We start from the raw sequence: 14,834 nt of genomic DNA, 5'->3' as shown, positions 1-14,834 counted from the left end.
TCACTGGCCGTATCATCTTGTTAACGCACCATTATTTTATCCATAAAACGGCTTTTCATCCCATCTTTCACCAGCCGTAGTAACAAGTATGGACATAATTTTCATTCATTTGTGGCGCCGCCACGGCACCGTGGAAGTCTGGATATCCGAAATTTTATTGTGATTGCTTTCATTTGCTTCGCGCGATACAATAGACCAAATAAAGGAAGTGAAATAGGATGGGAATTGATGAGATTATTCGTGTAGTTGCTTATGATGAAAAGTGGCCTACTTTATTTCAAAATGAAAAAGTAAATCTTTTTCAAGCTTTTGGAAATGCTATCGACATACAGCATTTCGGCAGCACCTCGGTACAAGGGATGTTTGCAAAACCGATTATTGATGTTTTGGTAGGCGTGAAAACGCTTGAGTTAAACAACACTGTAACTAACAACCTAATACAGCTTGGTTATGAAGGGTTCGGAGAAACAAAGGGAAGATTATATTTTCGAAAACGCCAAGAACATGCCTATAATCTTGCTGTTGTCATTTGGAATGGTGAGCAATGGGTAAATAACCTTCTCATAAGAAATTACTTAAGAGATAACCCGCATGCAGCCAAGCAATATGGCGAAAGAAAACTCAACGCCATCAATAAAGGATATACGACACTGCTCTCTTATTCGGACGAAAAAGCCGATCACGTATCTAATTTACTCGAACAAGCAAAGAAAAGTAATGGATAGGTACAGACAGAACCGTTACTACTTCAGCGGCCCCTGTTAGTCATGCACAGCTGATTCATATTGTAATTATAATGTAAAAAAAGCCGAGTCAGGGCTTAAACTGCTCCTGAACTCGACTTTTCTCGCGCCCTTACACTTGCGACTGTACATAGTCAATCGTAAATACCGGCTGCTCCATGTTATTGATGTAGATATGAAAACTCCCCGGCTCGACAGTCCATTGCAAATCGGCATCGAGATACTTTAGATCTTCCAAGCTGATGGACATCTGGGCGGCATACTCTCCGAACGCCGGGACTTGAATAACTTGATATGCCTTCATTTCGCGTATCGGGCGAACCGTCTTGGATACAAAGTCTTCAATATATAGGATTACGATTTCCGAGTAGTCATATCGGCTCGGATTGTGAATCTTAAAGGTTACCTTCAGTTCCTGATCCTCGCTGATTCGATGACTCGATATGTTGAAATCCGAGTACGTCGTTCCTGTATAGGTCAACCCGTGTCCGAACGGAAAGAGCGGCCCGATCTCGCAATCCTGATATCGGCTGCTGTAGCTGGACGAATTGGCCGGTCTGCTCGTGCTGTATTCGTTGTAATAAACCGGTGCTTGCGCCGAATAACGCGGGAACGACATCGTCAATTTCCCCGAGGGGGTTGCTTGGCCGGTGAGGAGCGCAGCGACTGCCGCACCTGCGCTGGTACCCGGGTACCAGCACCAAAGCAATGCCGGTATGTCGTCGATAATATCCTGCAAAGCCAACGGCCGGCCGGAATAGCAGACGCATGCGTAAGGCAGATTCGTTTTCTTCACGGCCCGAATCAGCTGCTGCTGCCGTTGTTCCAGCTCAAGCTTGACGCTGCTGTGGCCTTCACCGCTTCGCTCCCAGTGTTCGCCGATCGTTACGATAATATAATCGCAAGTGGCCAAAATGTCATTCGGGCAATCCTCGAGTGTCTCATAAGCGGCGATTTGAAGCGAGTTATCCGCCTGCTTCAAGCCCGTCGCCAGTGTCACCACATCGTCGAAGCTTCCTTTGCAGGCCCAATTGCCGAGCAGCTCCCTCGTATCGGCAAAAGGTCCGACAAGGAGAATATGTTTATGCTCCTTGCGCAGCGGTAAAAGTGCATTTTCGTTTTTCAAGAGCACACAGCTTTTACGAGCCGCATCTTCAGCAGCTTCCAAAGATTCGCGATTCAAAATAATCGTCGGTTCCAAGCCTTCGTCCGCATACGGATTTTCAAAAAGGCCCAACTCATTTTTCAACTGCAGCACTTTCAGGACAGCCGCATCCACATCTTCCAGCAGCGCCGGCTGCTGTTCGATAATCGCTTCAAAATTTTCCAGGTAGAGAGTGGACACCATTTCGATATCGACCCCCGCATTTAATGCCAGCTCAGCCGCTTCCTTGCCATCCTGAACCACACGATGCTTTTGAAGCTCCGCAACTGCGCCCCAATCCGAGATAAGCAAATCGCCAAATTGATATCGATCCCGCAGTATATCTTTTAACATGGTTCGGCTCGCTGTAACCGGAGTCCCATTGAAACTATTAAATGAGCTCATGACGAATTTGGGCTTTTCCTGCAAAGCAATCTCATAGGGCTTGCCATAATAGGCAAAAAATTCTCTCATCGACATATCAACGGCGTTGTAGTCTTTTCCGCCGATGCCCGCCCCATAAGCAGCGAAGTGTTTCAAGCAGGCCGCTACCCCGCTCGGAGAAATTTTCCCCTCGTGAATTTTCTGGTAGCCCTTGATCATCGCTTTTCCCAGATTTCCGGACAGCAAATGCTCCTCCCCGAACGATTCCATGACCCTGCCCCATCTGGAGTCTCGCACGAGATCCACCATCGGGGAGAAATTGACATGGATTCCTGCAGCTCTTAATTCGGACGCGGTCTTTTCGGCCACCGTCTCTACAATCTTTTCATCCCAAGTACAGGAAAGTCCCAACGGGATCGGAAAAATCGTCTTATAGCCATGTATGGCATCGTGCATAAAAAGCAGAGGAATCTTCAGTCTGGATTTCTTCAAATACTCCGATTGAATCAGATTTGTAATCTTGGCGCTGGATGCGCCGATGACGCTGCCAATCGTGTACAAGGTCTCGTCTTCAAGTATGCGCCGTGAATACTCCGGTCCGGTTTCGACCATTTCCTGATCGATTCTGCCTACATAGGGTTCACCTGTAACTTGAGTGAGCTGTCCGAATTTCTCTTTCAGCGTCATTTTCTGAAGCAATTCGTGCAATTGATTGTTATCCATGATCTTATTTCCACTCCAGGGCAGGAAGAATTTCCTTCTGCAGCTCGCACATCTCGTCAATCATGGCACAAGCCTGATAATAAGTCGGCGCTTGCGGATCAAGCAAAATCGCTTGCAGCAGTTTGGTTTTCGATTTTTCAACAAACGCCTCCAACAGCAGTTTATGGATCGTCCCTTGGATATGGATCGTTCCGATAACCGCCGTCGGCAGTTCGACGGTCATTGGCTTCAGGAAGATGCCTTTTCCGTTCACGATAGCTTGAGTTTCCACCACCATATCGTCAGGAAGCCCTTTAATCGCTCCATTATTTGGCAAATTGACCGAATTCAACTGAATTTCATCGTCAAAGAAAATCGCTTCGACGATCGGAATGGCATATTCACCGCTCGACTTCACCGTTTCTTTACGAAACGTATACGCCTCATTCGTCCATGTTTCCTGCGTCTGTACAGGCTCGTACAATCCTTTGTCCAAAATGTTGCCGCTCGCACTATAGACAAAGTCCGGTGTTCTCGAGTCTTTCTTCCAGAGCTGCTCCTGCGTCGGTTCATATCTGTATTGAAGCGCTAGGCCCGCGTAGAAATCCTGCGCATAGGAGATATATTCTCCGATATGATTCGTTCCCGGATACGGGTAATAGCCGTAAAGATGATACATCGTTCTGGAGAGCCCGATGTGGTCGAAATGAGCCAGGCGGTTAGCCTTTTGTTCCTTTTCGCGGAAGAGCGGGTACAAGTCTTCGCCTGTCTTCTTATCCCAAATTTTGGTGAAAAAGCCAAAGTGGTTCAAGCCGCCCCCTTCCATGCCGATTTCTTCGGGCTTCCGCTCGAGAAAATCGCACAGCTGATGAATCCCTATATCCAGACCATGACAGAGACCCACGATCTTAATGGAAGTTAACTTGGAGATGGCTTCCACCAATTTCGCTTCCGGATTCGTATAGTTGATAAACCAGGCGTCGGGGCATACTTTTTCCATCATCCGGGCAATCTCCAGCATCGGCCCCAGGTTGCGGAGCGTATGGAACATGGAGCCCGGACCTCCGTTTTCCCCGTATATTTGCTTGCTTCCGAAGCGACGCGGGATGTGGAAATCTTGAGACCAATAATAATAGCGGTTCACTTCAATGGCTACGATGGCAAAATCCGCATTTTGAAGAGCTTTTTCCAAATCGGTAGTTTGCCAAATGTTGGCCGGATGAGAGAAGGAGGTGAACATCTCATTCGCATACTTAAAAGTCCGATTCACATTTTCTTCCACTATATCCATAAGAGCGATTTCAAGATCGACCTGAGTTTTCAATCTCGCTGACAATACAATATCTTGCAATGCTCCTAAGGCAAACGAAACGCTCCCTGCTCCGATTAATGCAATTTTCATCTTTTTCATGGTTCCAGCTCCTTTGATAATGTAGAAATTATAATTTAGTGCAGGCTATTCCTTTAATGCCCCTACCATAACACCTGACATAATGTTCCGCTGAAAAATAACGTAAATGACAGCAGTAGGCAATGCCGAGATAACCGCTGCGGTAGCAATCATCGGATAATCTATTGTAAATTTGGTTTGGAAAAAATTGAGTCCTACCGGAAGTGTCCGCAGCATGTCGTTTTGAATAAGAATCGTCGGAAGCATGAAGTTGTTCCATGTCCCGATGGCTGTAAACACAATTAGCGAAACTAACGGAGGATACAGCATCGGTACGATGATTCGGAACAAATTTTGCGTTTCGTTCGAACCGTCGATTCGCGCCGACTCAAGAAGCGCTACCGGTATATCCTTCATGAACCCTCTTAATAAAAAGATGGAGAAAGGAATATTCAACGCGATTTGCGGCAAAATGATGGCCCAGAGCGTATTCAGCAAGCCGATGGATTTCAAGTTTGTAAATAAAGGGATAATAATCAGATCCAATGGCACCGTAAGTCCCCACAGGATCAAGAGAAAAAGCATACCCTTCCCCTTGAATCTCATATAAGCGAACGGATAGGCACCGAGCAAGGATAGAAGGACTACCACCGCGACAACAACGATGGTGATAATGACGCTATTCTGAAAATAGGTCACAAAATTTCCGACATCCCAAATGCGTGAATAATTTCCCCAATGCAGCGCTTGCGGCAGTGCCAAAGGACCGTTGATATTGATTTCGTCCGTTGTTTTTAGAGAAGTATTGATAATGAGCAGGAACGGAGCGATCGTCAACAGCGCCGCTGTAATCATGACTGCGTAGACGAGTGTGCGGCTGATATGCGAAATTCTGGTCATAAGCTTATTGATCCTTTTCCCTGATCAGAATGATGGTTCTGGTAACAATTAAAATGAACACTGTCAAAATAATGGAAGCCGCTGCCGCAAACCCCAAACGATTTTCAATAAAGCCTTGGTTATAGACGTAATATGAAATAACATAAGAGCTGTATCCCGGACCGCCCTTGGTCGTTGCCATAACGATATCAAACACGCTGAAAGAGCCGATCGTCATTAAAATGACGACGGTAGTTATCGTTTGCCGCAAGCCAGGAATCGTAACATGGCGGAATTGGCCCCACGCCCCGCATCCGTCTATATTTGCAGCATCATACAATTGCGAATCGACACCCTGTAAAGCCGCAGTAAAGAGCATCGTCGTATATCCGTAGCTTCCCCACAAGAAAATGACGAATAACGCATACATCACAAGATCGGGATTCCCAAGCCAACCCGCGGCAGGCTTGCCGATGCCGATGTTATCCAGAATTGCGGACAAGGGTCCGAAGTTCGGGTCATAGATCCACTTCCAAATAACAGCGGCTATCACAGATGAGATGACTTGCGGAAAGAAGAACCCCATCTGAAACCATTTGGTAAATTTGACATTACCTCTTACAAGCAGGTTTGCAAAAACGAGCCCGAGCCAAACGGGAATCGTAGCCCCGCCGACAACCCACATTAAAGTGTTCTTGATCGCCTGCCAAAACATCGGCTCTTCGCTAAACAGACGATAATAATTTGTAAGGCCTACAAATTTCTTGGGACTAATTCCATCCCAATTCGTCAGGCTGATATAAAAAGTTTGCAGCGCCGGCCAACAAACAAAATAGATGATCATGGCGAATGCCGGAAGCAGAAATAAGTATGCAAGCGGATTTGTTTTCCCCGCATCCTTCCGTTTATTGCTGCGCTGCAATAAGGGTATGGCTTCTTGTTTCACAAGAATCGCCTCCTCTTATAGGATGGATGCCCATTAGCCCATGGCAGGCTAAAGGACATCTTGTTTCAACATTCAATCTTATTGGCCTTGTGCAGCTTGTACCAGCTTGTTATATTGATTTTTAATTTCTGTCCAAGCCTGTTCCGGAGTGGCCTTATGAAAGAACATCAATTGCAGCTGCTTATTCAAAATATCTCCAAGTCCAGGAACAGCATTGTCCAAGTAGAAGCCCATCTGTGTCGATTGTACCGATTGGTCCACTTCTTTTTTCAACTCAGAAGCTTTAGCACTGGACATATCAGCCTTAACCGTCGGTGTAGATCCGCCTTCATACCAGAGTTTCACGACATCAGGATTCAAGAACGTGTCGACGAAATCCAAAGCGGCTTGTTTCTTGTCGCCGCTCAGCTTCGCATTGAGCGCCCATCCGCCGTCTGTCGCATTGACGGTCGGGTTCGCCGAAGCATTTGCATTAGCCGACGGGAAAGCAAATGCGCCGGTCGCAACCTTTGTACCCTCGAATGTCGGAATGTCCCAGTTTCCGGCAAGCACCATTGCTGATTGGCCCTTTGCATAGTACTGCGGTACTGCAGCTCCATCGATGGAAGCATCGTCACTCCGGTAATATCCTTTATCGGTCCAGTCGTTAATTTGATTCAGAGCGTTTACAAACCCTTTTTCAAACGCCGGTGTGATACCTTTTTGGAAATAAAACTGTTTGATGTCGTCCATCGGTACTTGATTGTAGAGAATATCGAACAGCGACCACATCTTCGGCAAGTTGGACAATCCGCCATTTTCCATCGGCACGTAGCCCGCTGCTTTTACTTTATCCAAAATGGCGTTGAATTCATCCATCGTTTTTGGCGGAGTGAGGTTCAATTTACTAAAAATATCTTTATTGTAGAAAACCGTAACAGGTGCCGTCATGAAAGGAACACTGTAATACTTGCCTGAAGTTCTTGCGTTTTGGAAGTCGAATGCGCCGGGAACCTCTTTATCCATCCAACCGCGGCTTTTCACATCATTGGTGATGTCCATCAAGTAGTTATTTTTTTGCAGCATTTGCTGCATCGTGTCATCCACATACACAATATCCTGCCCGGAATCGGTATTGAAAGACAGCTTTAAATTTTGAGCATAGTTGGACCAAGGACTCGGATCGTATTTAATCGTTACGTTCGGATGCGTCTGGTTAAAAATTTTGATCGTTTGATTCATAATGTTAACACGGGCTTCGTCGGTCATCGTAGAAGTTACCGTCAAAGTAACTTTTCCGGCGCCAGCGCCGCCTGAAGCTTTTGCGGCATCATTTGATCCGGATGTGCAGCCGGCCATGCTGAACGCCGTCATCGACAGCAGGAAAAATATTGAATACGTTTTTAATTTTTTCATGTTGCATCCCCCTATTTTTTATTTTGGCCTATATTAACGATGCGGCCGCTTCATCCAGGCAAACGTGCACATTCGGATGCCGCTGCAGTACCGTAACAGGAACTTGATTCGTCACTTCATCGTGCAAAGCTTTTCTCATGATCTCCGCTTTTTTGGCTCCATCGGCGATAAGAATGGCTGTATTCGCTTCCAGCACATGCTTGATTCCAAGCGTTATTCCTTGCTGTACATCCTGCTGCTGATTTTGGAAATATTTCACGGAAACTTGTTTGGTAACGGAATCGAGATCGATAACATGCGTGTACAGATCAAAGCTGACGCCTGGCTCGTTAAAGCCCAGATGGCCGTTCATACCAACTCCAAGCAGCAATAAATCAATGCTCCCATGAGTCTTAATCAGTTCATCCATCGACTTGCATTCGGCTTCCAAGTCGCTGCTTTTGCCATTGAAAAAATGAATGTTTCTTTCCTCGATGCCGCATGGTATAAAAAAGTGTTCATTCATCGTTTGTCTGCAGCTGCCCTCATCCGATTCATCGAGTCCGACCCATTCGTCGAGGCTGATAAAGCGGCACCGGTCAAAATTCACCTCGCCTCGACGTGCTGCTTCCACTAAACAAGATAATGTACCGAGCGGTGAATTTCCGGCTGCAAAGCATACTAAGGAATCAGGCTTTCGATTGATACACTGAATGATCAGTTCGGCTGTCTGCAAAGACATTGCCGTATAGTCGTGAGCTACATACGTTTTCATGCCGCACCTCCTTGTTGGTTAAATATGCCCATTTGTTCGAAAGCAAGAGCAACGGCTCCGACAGCTCCCGCTTCCTCCCCTAAAGCTGTAAGCACGATCTCCGTCGGAATCGGCGTTAAATTGGCTACGGATTCACGAATGAGATCGATTACAAAATGAAGCGATTGAGAAACTCCGCCGCCAAGTATAACTTTTTTGGGGTTCAGCAAGCTGACGATATTGGCAATTCCGATGGACAAGTCGGCGACAAAACGATCAATAATCGAAATCGCTTTTTCGTCCCCTTCGGCATACTGCTCAAACAAAATGTGGGGCAAAATGCCATGCTGAGACAATGCCACCCCGGATATTTTTTTCTCGAAAAGCCCGAATTGACCGAACGCATTGAACTTGTTGTCAAGAACATCCTGCTCCGAAACGAGATAACCGACTTCACCCGCCATATGACTGCTTCCTTGGATGAGGGAGCCGTTCGCAACAATCGCGCTTCCCACTCCGGTTCCGATCGCCACAACCACGAAGTCGTTCGAATTCGGTGCCGAGCCGATCCATCGTTCGCCTAATGCCGCACAATTCACATCGTTTTCTACAAAGACGGGCTTATTCAAATACTGCTGCATTTGATCTCTGAATGGAACATGGCTCCAATTTAATGCGGGAGCTTCGATAATAATCCCTTCTTTGCTATTCGTGACACCCGGCACGCCGAAACCGATTGCAACAACTTGTTCCAGCGATATAGCGGCGGCACTTAAGCTTTTCATAATGTACCCATAAATTTTTTCAAGCCCTTCCGTCGTTTTTACTTTTTCCTTGTAAACGATTTCTCCGTTTTGATTGGCAATTATGACAATAATTTTTGTTCCGCCGATGTCGACTCCAACAGCATAGGTTTCTTCAGCAGAGGTTTGCTGAGAATTGTTCGTACTTAACATAATTTTTTTTTCTGCACCTCAGTTCGGCAATTTGAAAATGCGTTGTTTAGTTAGTTTGTTCTTCGAACGTACTATCTAAAACGAATATACACCGTTTTCATAGTTATGTCAATTAAAAAACAAACTAAAAAAACACAGCTTGTTTGTAGTAGACATACAAACAAGCCGTGTTTAGATTATCCCGTGCATGATAAAAAAATCATTACATAATATTCTGCTCTTGTTCGAAAGCATAAGCAATAACCCCAAGTGCTCCTGCTTCCGATCTCACCGCAGCAGTTTCGATGGTCGTTTGAATCGGCGTCATTTTACTTACCTTGGATTGAACTTCGTTCAAAACAGGCTGCATATAGCCTGACACTTCACCGCTGATAATCACTTTCTCCGGATTGAGCAGACTGACCATATTGGCAATTCCAATAGACAAACTGGTTACAAAGCGGTTCACAGCAAGGACAGACTTCGGTTCCCCCTGCTCGTATGCACGGAACAACTGTTGTACCGAGCCTTGGCTCCCCACGAGTGCAGTTCCCGAAATCTTCTTCTCAAAAACTCCGAATTCGCCGGACACGTTCGTCCGATTGCTCGATACATCTTCCTCAAACAGAAAATAGGCGATCTCTCCGGCCATAAAATCTTTTCCAAGCACCAAATTCCCGTTCGCTATAATCGCACTGCCGACACCGGATCCCATGCCTATATAAATGTATATAAAATCTTCCAGGTCTTTGGCCCCGCCAACCCATCGTTCACATAAAGCCGCGCAGTTCACATCGTTATTGATGTAAATGGGTTTGGCCAAATACTTCTTCATTTCATCGACAAAGCGGACATTTTTCCAGCCAAATTCGGGTACATCAACGATAATTCCTTCTTTGCAGTTGGTTAAACCGGGAATGCAAAAACCGACCGCGACCACAGCATCCATTGGCACGGAAGCTTTATCTAAACTTGAGAGAATGCATTCATAAATCGTCCGATAGTCTTTATCGGTTTCCCTCCGCTCCTTCCAGACAACATTCCCGTCAAGATCCGTGATGCAAATAAACAGCCCCTTTAACAGGAGCTCAACCCCAACTCCAAAGCCGGACCGCGGGTTAAACCCTAGCTCGATCGCCTTCCGTCCGCCTTCTCTGGTAGATGTACCGAACCCGGTCTCCATCACAAACTTCTTGGAGATCAATTCATCGACGATAGCGGAAACGGTCGAGCGGCTAAGGTTTAATTTTTGCGCTACCTTGGCCCGACTGATCGGTTGGTCGGAACGAATCATTTCCAATACGAGGTTGCGATTTAATTTTTTCAAATGTTCCAAACTGCCTTTTTTCAATTTCCCTGTCTCCTTGGATTTCGTATAAATTTAATTTAAACGAAGAAGCCGATCACGTCAATGAACGCAACTTTCCTTACGGCGAACTAGCCAAAACTGGTACAGGACAACTCAATGGAAAAATTTACAGAGGATGCTGTATAATATTCCAATAAGTTGAGGAGGATCAGCATGGCAGGAGATGCTACAGATTGCCAAGGAAATGGTTAGCGAGTGACTGAGAGGAACACGGGGATAGGCTCTTCCTTGAAGCTTTATTAAATAATGAAATTATTGTAAAATATAATAAATCATATCGGAACGAGCAGAAGGGGAAGGCTATGGACGAAAGAACGCTGCTATTACTTGGAATATTAAAGTCCCAAAGTCTGCATGGCTATCAAATTAATGAATTTATCGATAAAAACTTGAGCAGGGTTACCTCCATGAAAAAAGCTACAGCGTATGCCATTTTGGACAAGCTGAACGCTGCAGGTTTTATCAGCGTACGCGAGGACCAGGAAGGAAACCGCCCGCCGAGAAAGGTGTATTCCATTACTCCGGCCGGCGAAGAAGAATTTTACTTGCTTCTTCGTGGAAACCTGTCTGAGCAGGATACTACGTCCTTCAAGGGCGATATTGGACTTATGTTCATGGACTATCTACCCAAAGAAGAAGCGATCGATTGTCTCTTGCTGCGTTTGAATGGGTTGACCGAACAAATCGAAGAATTGCAACAAATGCCTAAACATAAGTTCTCAAGAGGGGTTGATTTATCGATCGAGCATCATCTTGTATGCAAACAGGCTGAGAGGAACTGGTTGCAATCTGTTATTGAAGAATTACAAAAAGAATAGGCCTTCTTTCGATTCGTACATTTCATAGCGGGTTTTGCGCTGCAGCGCAGAGCCTGCTTTTTTTGTGTCGGTTTTAGCATGAATATTACCAAGAAAGAAAATTAAAGATAGTCAAAATTCAAATAGTCAGTATTGACTAATCATATCATGCAATATATAATCAATCATGAATTAGTCAGTTATGACTATTCAAAAATAAACTATTCAGGAGGAAATCATGTTATTATTTTTCGCGGTTCTGTTTATAAACTTAGCGTTGGTTGCTTATACTATCGGTGTCTGGGCTGAAAAAATTTCAGGTCGGCTGAAACCGAAGCATCTCGCTTTCTTCTTTGCCGGTCTATTGTTCGATGGAATAGGTACTGGCTTTATGGGGCAGCTGAACCCAAACAGAGAGATTAATTTGCACGGTATTACAGGCATGGTCGCCCTTCTGCTGATGCTAATTCATGCCATATGGGCAGCAATTGTATTATGGAGAAAGAAGGAAAAGCAAATCGGTCAATTCCATAAGTTTAGCTTAGTGGTTTGGGGATTGTGGTTAGTACCTTACTTGATTGGGGTCGGACTAAGTATTTTCAAATAAGCCATCGCTTTGCCCCATCTCCCGGATATTAAGGGATATGGGCATGGCAAAAAACGCCTCTGTTATACTTCATAACAGAGGCGTTGCTGTCTTGTGGTCCCCGACTCCGGCGCGTACCGGAACTTCACGTTTTTCGTTCCCGCGGAAGCACAATAGATGCTGTTCCACCGAACGGCTGCATCGGTTAAAGCATTAAAGTTGAAAATGATGAAACTCGGTCCCCCCATAGAGAGAGAACCGAGTTCATTAGGCGGTTAAGGATTATTTTTTGTAAAATTGTTGATACGCCTGTCTTCTTTCTTTCATAATGGCTTCGCCCCCCGCATCCTTCCATTCCTTGAGCTGCTGGTCATAGATACTGTCGACTTCGGTAGACTTGGCGGTAATAATCTTAGCCAACATCTGCTTGACCTTGTCGTTCAGAATCTGCGAATACTTGATTTCCGCTTGAATTGGAATGTCGACGCGAGGACCTGTATAGCCGTCACGCGCACCGGTCTTAATGCTGCTGATTGTAAAGTCTTTAAATTGCGGATCGGCTGCGTTGGCTGCAATGTTCTTGTCTGGCGAGTCCGTGCTTACATATTTGCCGTTCATAATCATGGCGTAATCTTGATTATTAAAGAGAATTTGGGTGGCTTCAGGCGTTGTCAATGCAAATGGAATGCCGTCGTCGCCTGTTTTGTAAGAAACGCCTTCTTTTCCGAATTGCAGTGCGATAAGATTGTTCGGTTCCGCCATCCAGTTCAAATATTTGATAACCGAATCGACGTTTTTGCTCGCTGCCGGAACCATCAGATAAATACCGCTAGGGGAATACATCGGTTTAGGATACTTGCCGTTCGACGCTTTGAACGGATCGATCGTCGCGAGAACAGCTTCAGGATTGTTTTTCTTCAGGTTCGCATAGTAGCCGCTGTAAACCGGATCATTTGTGTTCGGTGTAGCAGACCCTGCGAGGCCGTTGACGACTTGTTTGTTGAATGTCTGACTGAAGTCTGCCGCAAGCGGGAAGTCTTTATCGAGCAGACCTTCATTATATAGTTTGTTTAAGAACTTGAAGGCTTCCTTGTTGCCAGGCAGCGTCCATCCATCCGGATCGGCGAACAGATCCTCTTCTGTGATTTTGCTCCAATCCCAGAAGGAGTTGGTTAGCGGCTTAATATGGAACATATCGATCAACGAAAAAGGAATAACCTTTCCGCCGGTATTGCCCGGATCCTTCTCTTTAAACGCTTTCAATGTTTGATACCACTCGTCCGTTGTCGTTGGCAGCGGCAGATTCAATTTATCCAGCCAATCTTTACGAACGATTGTTGTCGTTTGCGATTGAATGACCCGCAGCGCCGGAATGGTATACTGCTTGCCGTTAAAAACGCCGTCCTTCAACGTAGGAGCAAGAACTTTCTTCAACTGTGGACCGTATTTGTCGATCGCCGGCCCGAGATCTGCGATACCGCCGCTTTGCACGTAGCTTTGAACGGTTGGCTTGTCATACGTAAAAACGAGATCCGGGGCTGTTCCTGATGCCATCAATACATTCAGCTTCTTGACTTCCTCAGAGCGAGGAATGGTGACGAACTTGACAGTAATGTTGTTCGGATCGCCAAAGTTTTTCTGGATGTACTGCGTCATGAAATTGTCAGTGATTGGCGGGGCGCCTGCCGGCGCATTACTTCGATCAAACAGCTCGACCGTTAAAGTGATCGGCGGACCCTTCGGGGTCTCGTTCGCCGCTGGCGAACTTCCCGGAGTGGTCGAGTTACTTGAGCTGTTTTGCGAGCTGCTGCAGCCTGCAAGCGAGATAGCGGTCGTCGCTAAAACTGCCATTGCTACGTTAATGGTTTTGCGAAATTTGACTCGCATGTTTGTATCCTCCCTTTAATCTGTCGAATGTATAGTGAATTCAACCGCTTGAAACGGTCGAGACAGCTATCAGCCTTTTACTGCACCTACAAGCATGCCTGAGATAAAATAACGTTGGAGCCACGGGTATACGAGTAGAATGGGCACCGTTGCGAACATGATGCTCGCCGCCTGCAAGCTCTGCGGCACCGGGGCAGAGCCTCCAAAGCCTTCTTGGGCAGTGGCGTCGTTCACCTGGCTGTTGATCACGATCTCATAAAGCTTCTGCTGAATCGGATAAAGATGTGAGTCGTTGATATAGAACAGCGCATCCTGAAACATGTTCCATCGATCGACCGCCGAATAAAGAGCCAATGTCGCTATAATCGGCAACGACAGGGGCAGCGCGATCCGTATCAAATAACGGAAGTGCCCGCATCCGTCCATCCAGGCGGAATCTTCTAATTCAGCCGGGAGCTGAGAGAATGAAGTTTTTAAGATAATCAATAAGAAAGCATTGATAAGCAAAGGAATCACTAGCGACCAAACACTGTTCAACATATGCAGCTGTTTAATCAACAAGTAATTCGGGATAATCCCAGGATTAAAAAACATCGTGATGATAATGAGGGCAAACAACAAGTTCTTTCCCTTGAAATTCCGCCTGCTAAGCGGATAGGCAGCCAAGATAGTGGCGATCAAACTCACGCCCGTATAACCGGTCACGAGCCAGACCGTAAACATTAGCGAGCGAATCATACTCATGTCGCCAAACACGTTCTTGTACGGTTCGAAATTCAAATCAATTGGCCACAAAGTCACTTCGCCGGACATAACAGCCCGGTTGCCGCTAAGCGATAGAGCAAAAATATGAAGCATCGGCACAACACAGAATAAACAAAAGATGCCCAGCAGGAACATAATAATGATATTGCCGATTTTCTCAGTCGGATTTTGAATCATGG

Annotated in this window: 13 protein-coding genes; 3 read left to right on the top strand and 10 right to left on the bottom strand. The window is 45.9% G+C overall.

From position 1 onward, the window contains the following. Positions 1 to 218: 218 nt before the first annotated feature. Positions 219 to 725: a GrpB family protein gene (locus AC0LWT_RS08525; RefSeq protein ID WP_474680808.1), complete on the top strand. Its 507-nt coding sequence runs from the start codon at positions 219 to 221 to the stop codon at positions 723 to 725. A gap of 130 nt (positions 726 to 855) precedes the next feature. Here the strand turns inward: AC0LWT_RS08525 and AC0LWT_RS08520 are convergent, their stop codons facing one another. The 8 genes from AC0LWT_RS08520 to AC0LWT_RS08485 all read right to left on the bottom strand — a co-directional run bounded on the left by AC0LWT_RS08520 (position 856) and on the right by AC0LWT_RS08485 (position 10,602). Further along, positions 856 to 2,994 (bottom strand): glycoside hydrolase family 3 N-terminal domain-containing protein, encoded by a 2,139-nt coding sequence (locus AC0LWT_RS08520; protein ID WP_474680807.1) that lies wholly within the window; start codon positions 2,992 to 2,994, stop codon positions 856 to 858. Positions 2,995 to 2,998: 4 nt separating this feature from the next. After that, a complete protein-coding gene (locus AC0LWT_RS08515) occupies positions 2,999 to 4,384 on the bottom strand; it encodes a family 4 glycosyl hydrolase (RefSeq protein WP_474680806.1) in 1,386 nt (461 codons plus the stop codon). A gap of 45 nt (positions 4,385 to 4,429) precedes the next feature. Continuing rightward, the gene (locus AC0LWT_RS08510) at positions 4,430 to 5,263 is read right to left on the bottom strand and encodes a carbohydrate ABC transporter permease (RefSeq protein WP_474680805.1); all 834 of its coding nucleotides are present in this window, start codon (positions 5,261 to 5,263) and stop codon (positions 4,430 to 4,432) included. 4 nt (positions 5,264 to 5,267) lie between these two features. Next, entirely contained in the window at positions 5,268 to 6,188 is a 921-nt protein-coding gene (locus AC0LWT_RS08505) for a carbohydrate ABC transporter permease (protein ID WP_474680804.1), read from the bottom strand. A gap of 78 nt (positions 6,189 to 6,266) precedes the next feature. Further along, positions 6,267 to 7,583, bottom strand: a complete 1,317-nt coding sequence (locus AC0LWT_RS08500) for an ABC transporter substrate-binding protein (protein WP_474680803.1) — start codon at positions 7,581 to 7,583, stop codon at positions 6,267 to 6,269. A 28-nt stretch (positions 7,584 to 7,611) separates the two neighbouring features. Next, a complete protein-coding gene (locus tag AC0LWT_RS08495; RefSeq protein WP_474680802.1) occupies positions 7,612 to 8,337 on the bottom strand; it encodes a glucosamine-6-phosphate deaminase in 726 nt (241 codons plus the stop codon). Then, the gene (locus tag AC0LWT_RS08490; RefSeq protein ID WP_474680801.1) at positions 8,334 to 9,272 is read right to left on the bottom strand and encodes an ROK family protein; all 939 of its coding nucleotides are present in this window, start codon (positions 9,270 to 9,272) and stop codon (positions 8,334 to 8,336) included. Before AC0LWT_RS08490 ends, AC0LWT_RS08495 begins: the two co-directional genes overlap by 4 nt. A gap of 202 nt (positions 9,273 to 9,474) precedes the next feature. Then, entirely contained in the window at positions 9,475 to 10,602 is a 1,128-nt protein-coding gene (locus AC0LWT_RS08485; protein WP_474680800.1) for an ROK family transcriptional regulator, read from the bottom strand. Positions 10,603 to 10,922: 320 nt separating this feature from the next. Here AC0LWT_RS08485 and AC0LWT_RS08480 point away from each other — a divergent pair, with 320 nt between their 5' ends. Beyond that, positions 10,923 to 11,438, top strand: a complete 516-nt coding sequence (locus tag AC0LWT_RS08480) for a helix-turn-helix transcriptional regulator (protein ID WP_474680799.1) — start codon at positions 10,923 to 10,925, stop codon at positions 11,436 to 11,438. A gap of 217 nt (positions 11,439 to 11,655) precedes the next feature. Further along, the gene (locus AC0LWT_RS08475) at positions 11,656 to 12,024 is read left to right on the top strand and encodes an HsmA family protein (RefSeq protein WP_474680798.1); all 369 of its coding nucleotides are present in this window, start codon (positions 11,656 to 11,658) and stop codon (positions 12,022 to 12,024) included. 261 nt (positions 12,025 to 12,285) lie between these two features. Here AC0LWT_RS08475 and AC0LWT_RS08470 read toward each other — a convergent pair whose 3' ends face one another. Both AC0LWT_RS08470 and AC0LWT_RS08465 read right to left on the bottom strand, forming a co-directional pair. Continuing rightward, a complete protein-coding gene (locus tag AC0LWT_RS08470; protein ID WP_474680797.1) occupies positions 12,286 to 13,890 on the bottom strand; it encodes an extracellular solute-binding protein in 1,605 nt (534 codons plus the stop codon). A 69-nt stretch (positions 13,891 to 13,959) separates the two neighbouring features. Further along, positions 13,960 to 14,832 carry a carbohydrate ABC transporter permease gene (locus AC0LWT_RS08465; protein ID WP_474680796.1) on the bottom strand — a complete coding sequence of 291 codons (873 nt, stop codon included), beginning with the start codon at positions 14,830 to 14,832 and terminating at the stop codon, positions 13,960 to 13,962. Between the last annotated feature and the right edge of the window lie 2 nt (positions 14,833 to 14,834).

It is taken from the genome of Paenibacillus sp. sgz302164 (assembly GCF_056120505.1).
The sequence above is the reverse complement of the archived record's forward strand: the minus strand, read 5'-3'. Positions and strand labels throughout refer to the sequence as shown.

What these genes read in the sequence shown, in the direction of transcription:
- AC0LWT_RS08500 (WP_474680803.1), bottom strand. Translation starts at nt 7,583, where the DNA reads ATGAAAAAATTAAAAACGTATTCAATATTTTTCCTGCTGTCGATGACG.
- AC0LWT_RS08495 (WP_474680802.1), bottom strand. Translation starts at nt 8,337, where the DNA reads ATGAAAACGTATGTAGCTCACGACTATACGGCAATGTCTTTGCAGACA.
- AC0LWT_RS08465 (WP_474680796.1), bottom strand. Translation starts at nt 14,832, where the DNA reads ATGATTCAAAATCCGACTGAGAAAATCGGCAATATCATTATTATGTTC.
- AC0LWT_RS08510 (WP_474680805.1), bottom strand. Translation starts at nt 5,263, where the DNA reads ATGACCAGAATTTCGCATATCAGCCGCACACTCGTCTACGCAGTCATG.
- AC0LWT_RS08520 (WP_474680807.1), bottom strand. Translation starts at nt 2,994, where the DNA reads ATGGATAACAATCAATTGCACGAATTGCTTCAGAAAATGACGCTGAAA.
- AC0LWT_RS08475 (WP_474680798.1), top strand. Translation starts at nt 11,656, where the DNA reads ATGTTATTATTTTTCGCGGTTCTGTTTATAAACTTAGCGTTGGTTGCT.
- AC0LWT_RS08490 (WP_474680801.1), bottom strand. Translation starts at nt 9,272, where the DNA reads ATGTTAAGTACGAACAATTCTCAGCAAACCTCTGCTGAAGAAACCTAT.
- AC0LWT_RS08480 (WP_474680799.1), top strand. Translation starts at nt 10,923, where the DNA reads ATGGACGAAAGAACGCTGCTATTACTTGGAATATTAAAGTCCCAAAGT.
- AC0LWT_RS08525 (WP_474680808.1), top strand. Translation starts at nt 219, where the DNA reads ATGGGAATTGATGAGATTATTCGTGTAGTTGCTTATGATGAAAAGTGG.
- AC0LWT_RS08515 (WP_474680806.1), bottom strand. Translation starts at nt 4,384, where the DNA reads ATGAAAAAGATGAAAATTGCATTAATCGGAGCAGGGAGCGTTTCGTTT.
- AC0LWT_RS08470 (WP_474680797.1), bottom strand. Translation starts at nt 13,890, where the DNA reads ATGCGAGTCAAATTTCGCAAAACCATTAACGTAGCAATGGCAGTTTTA.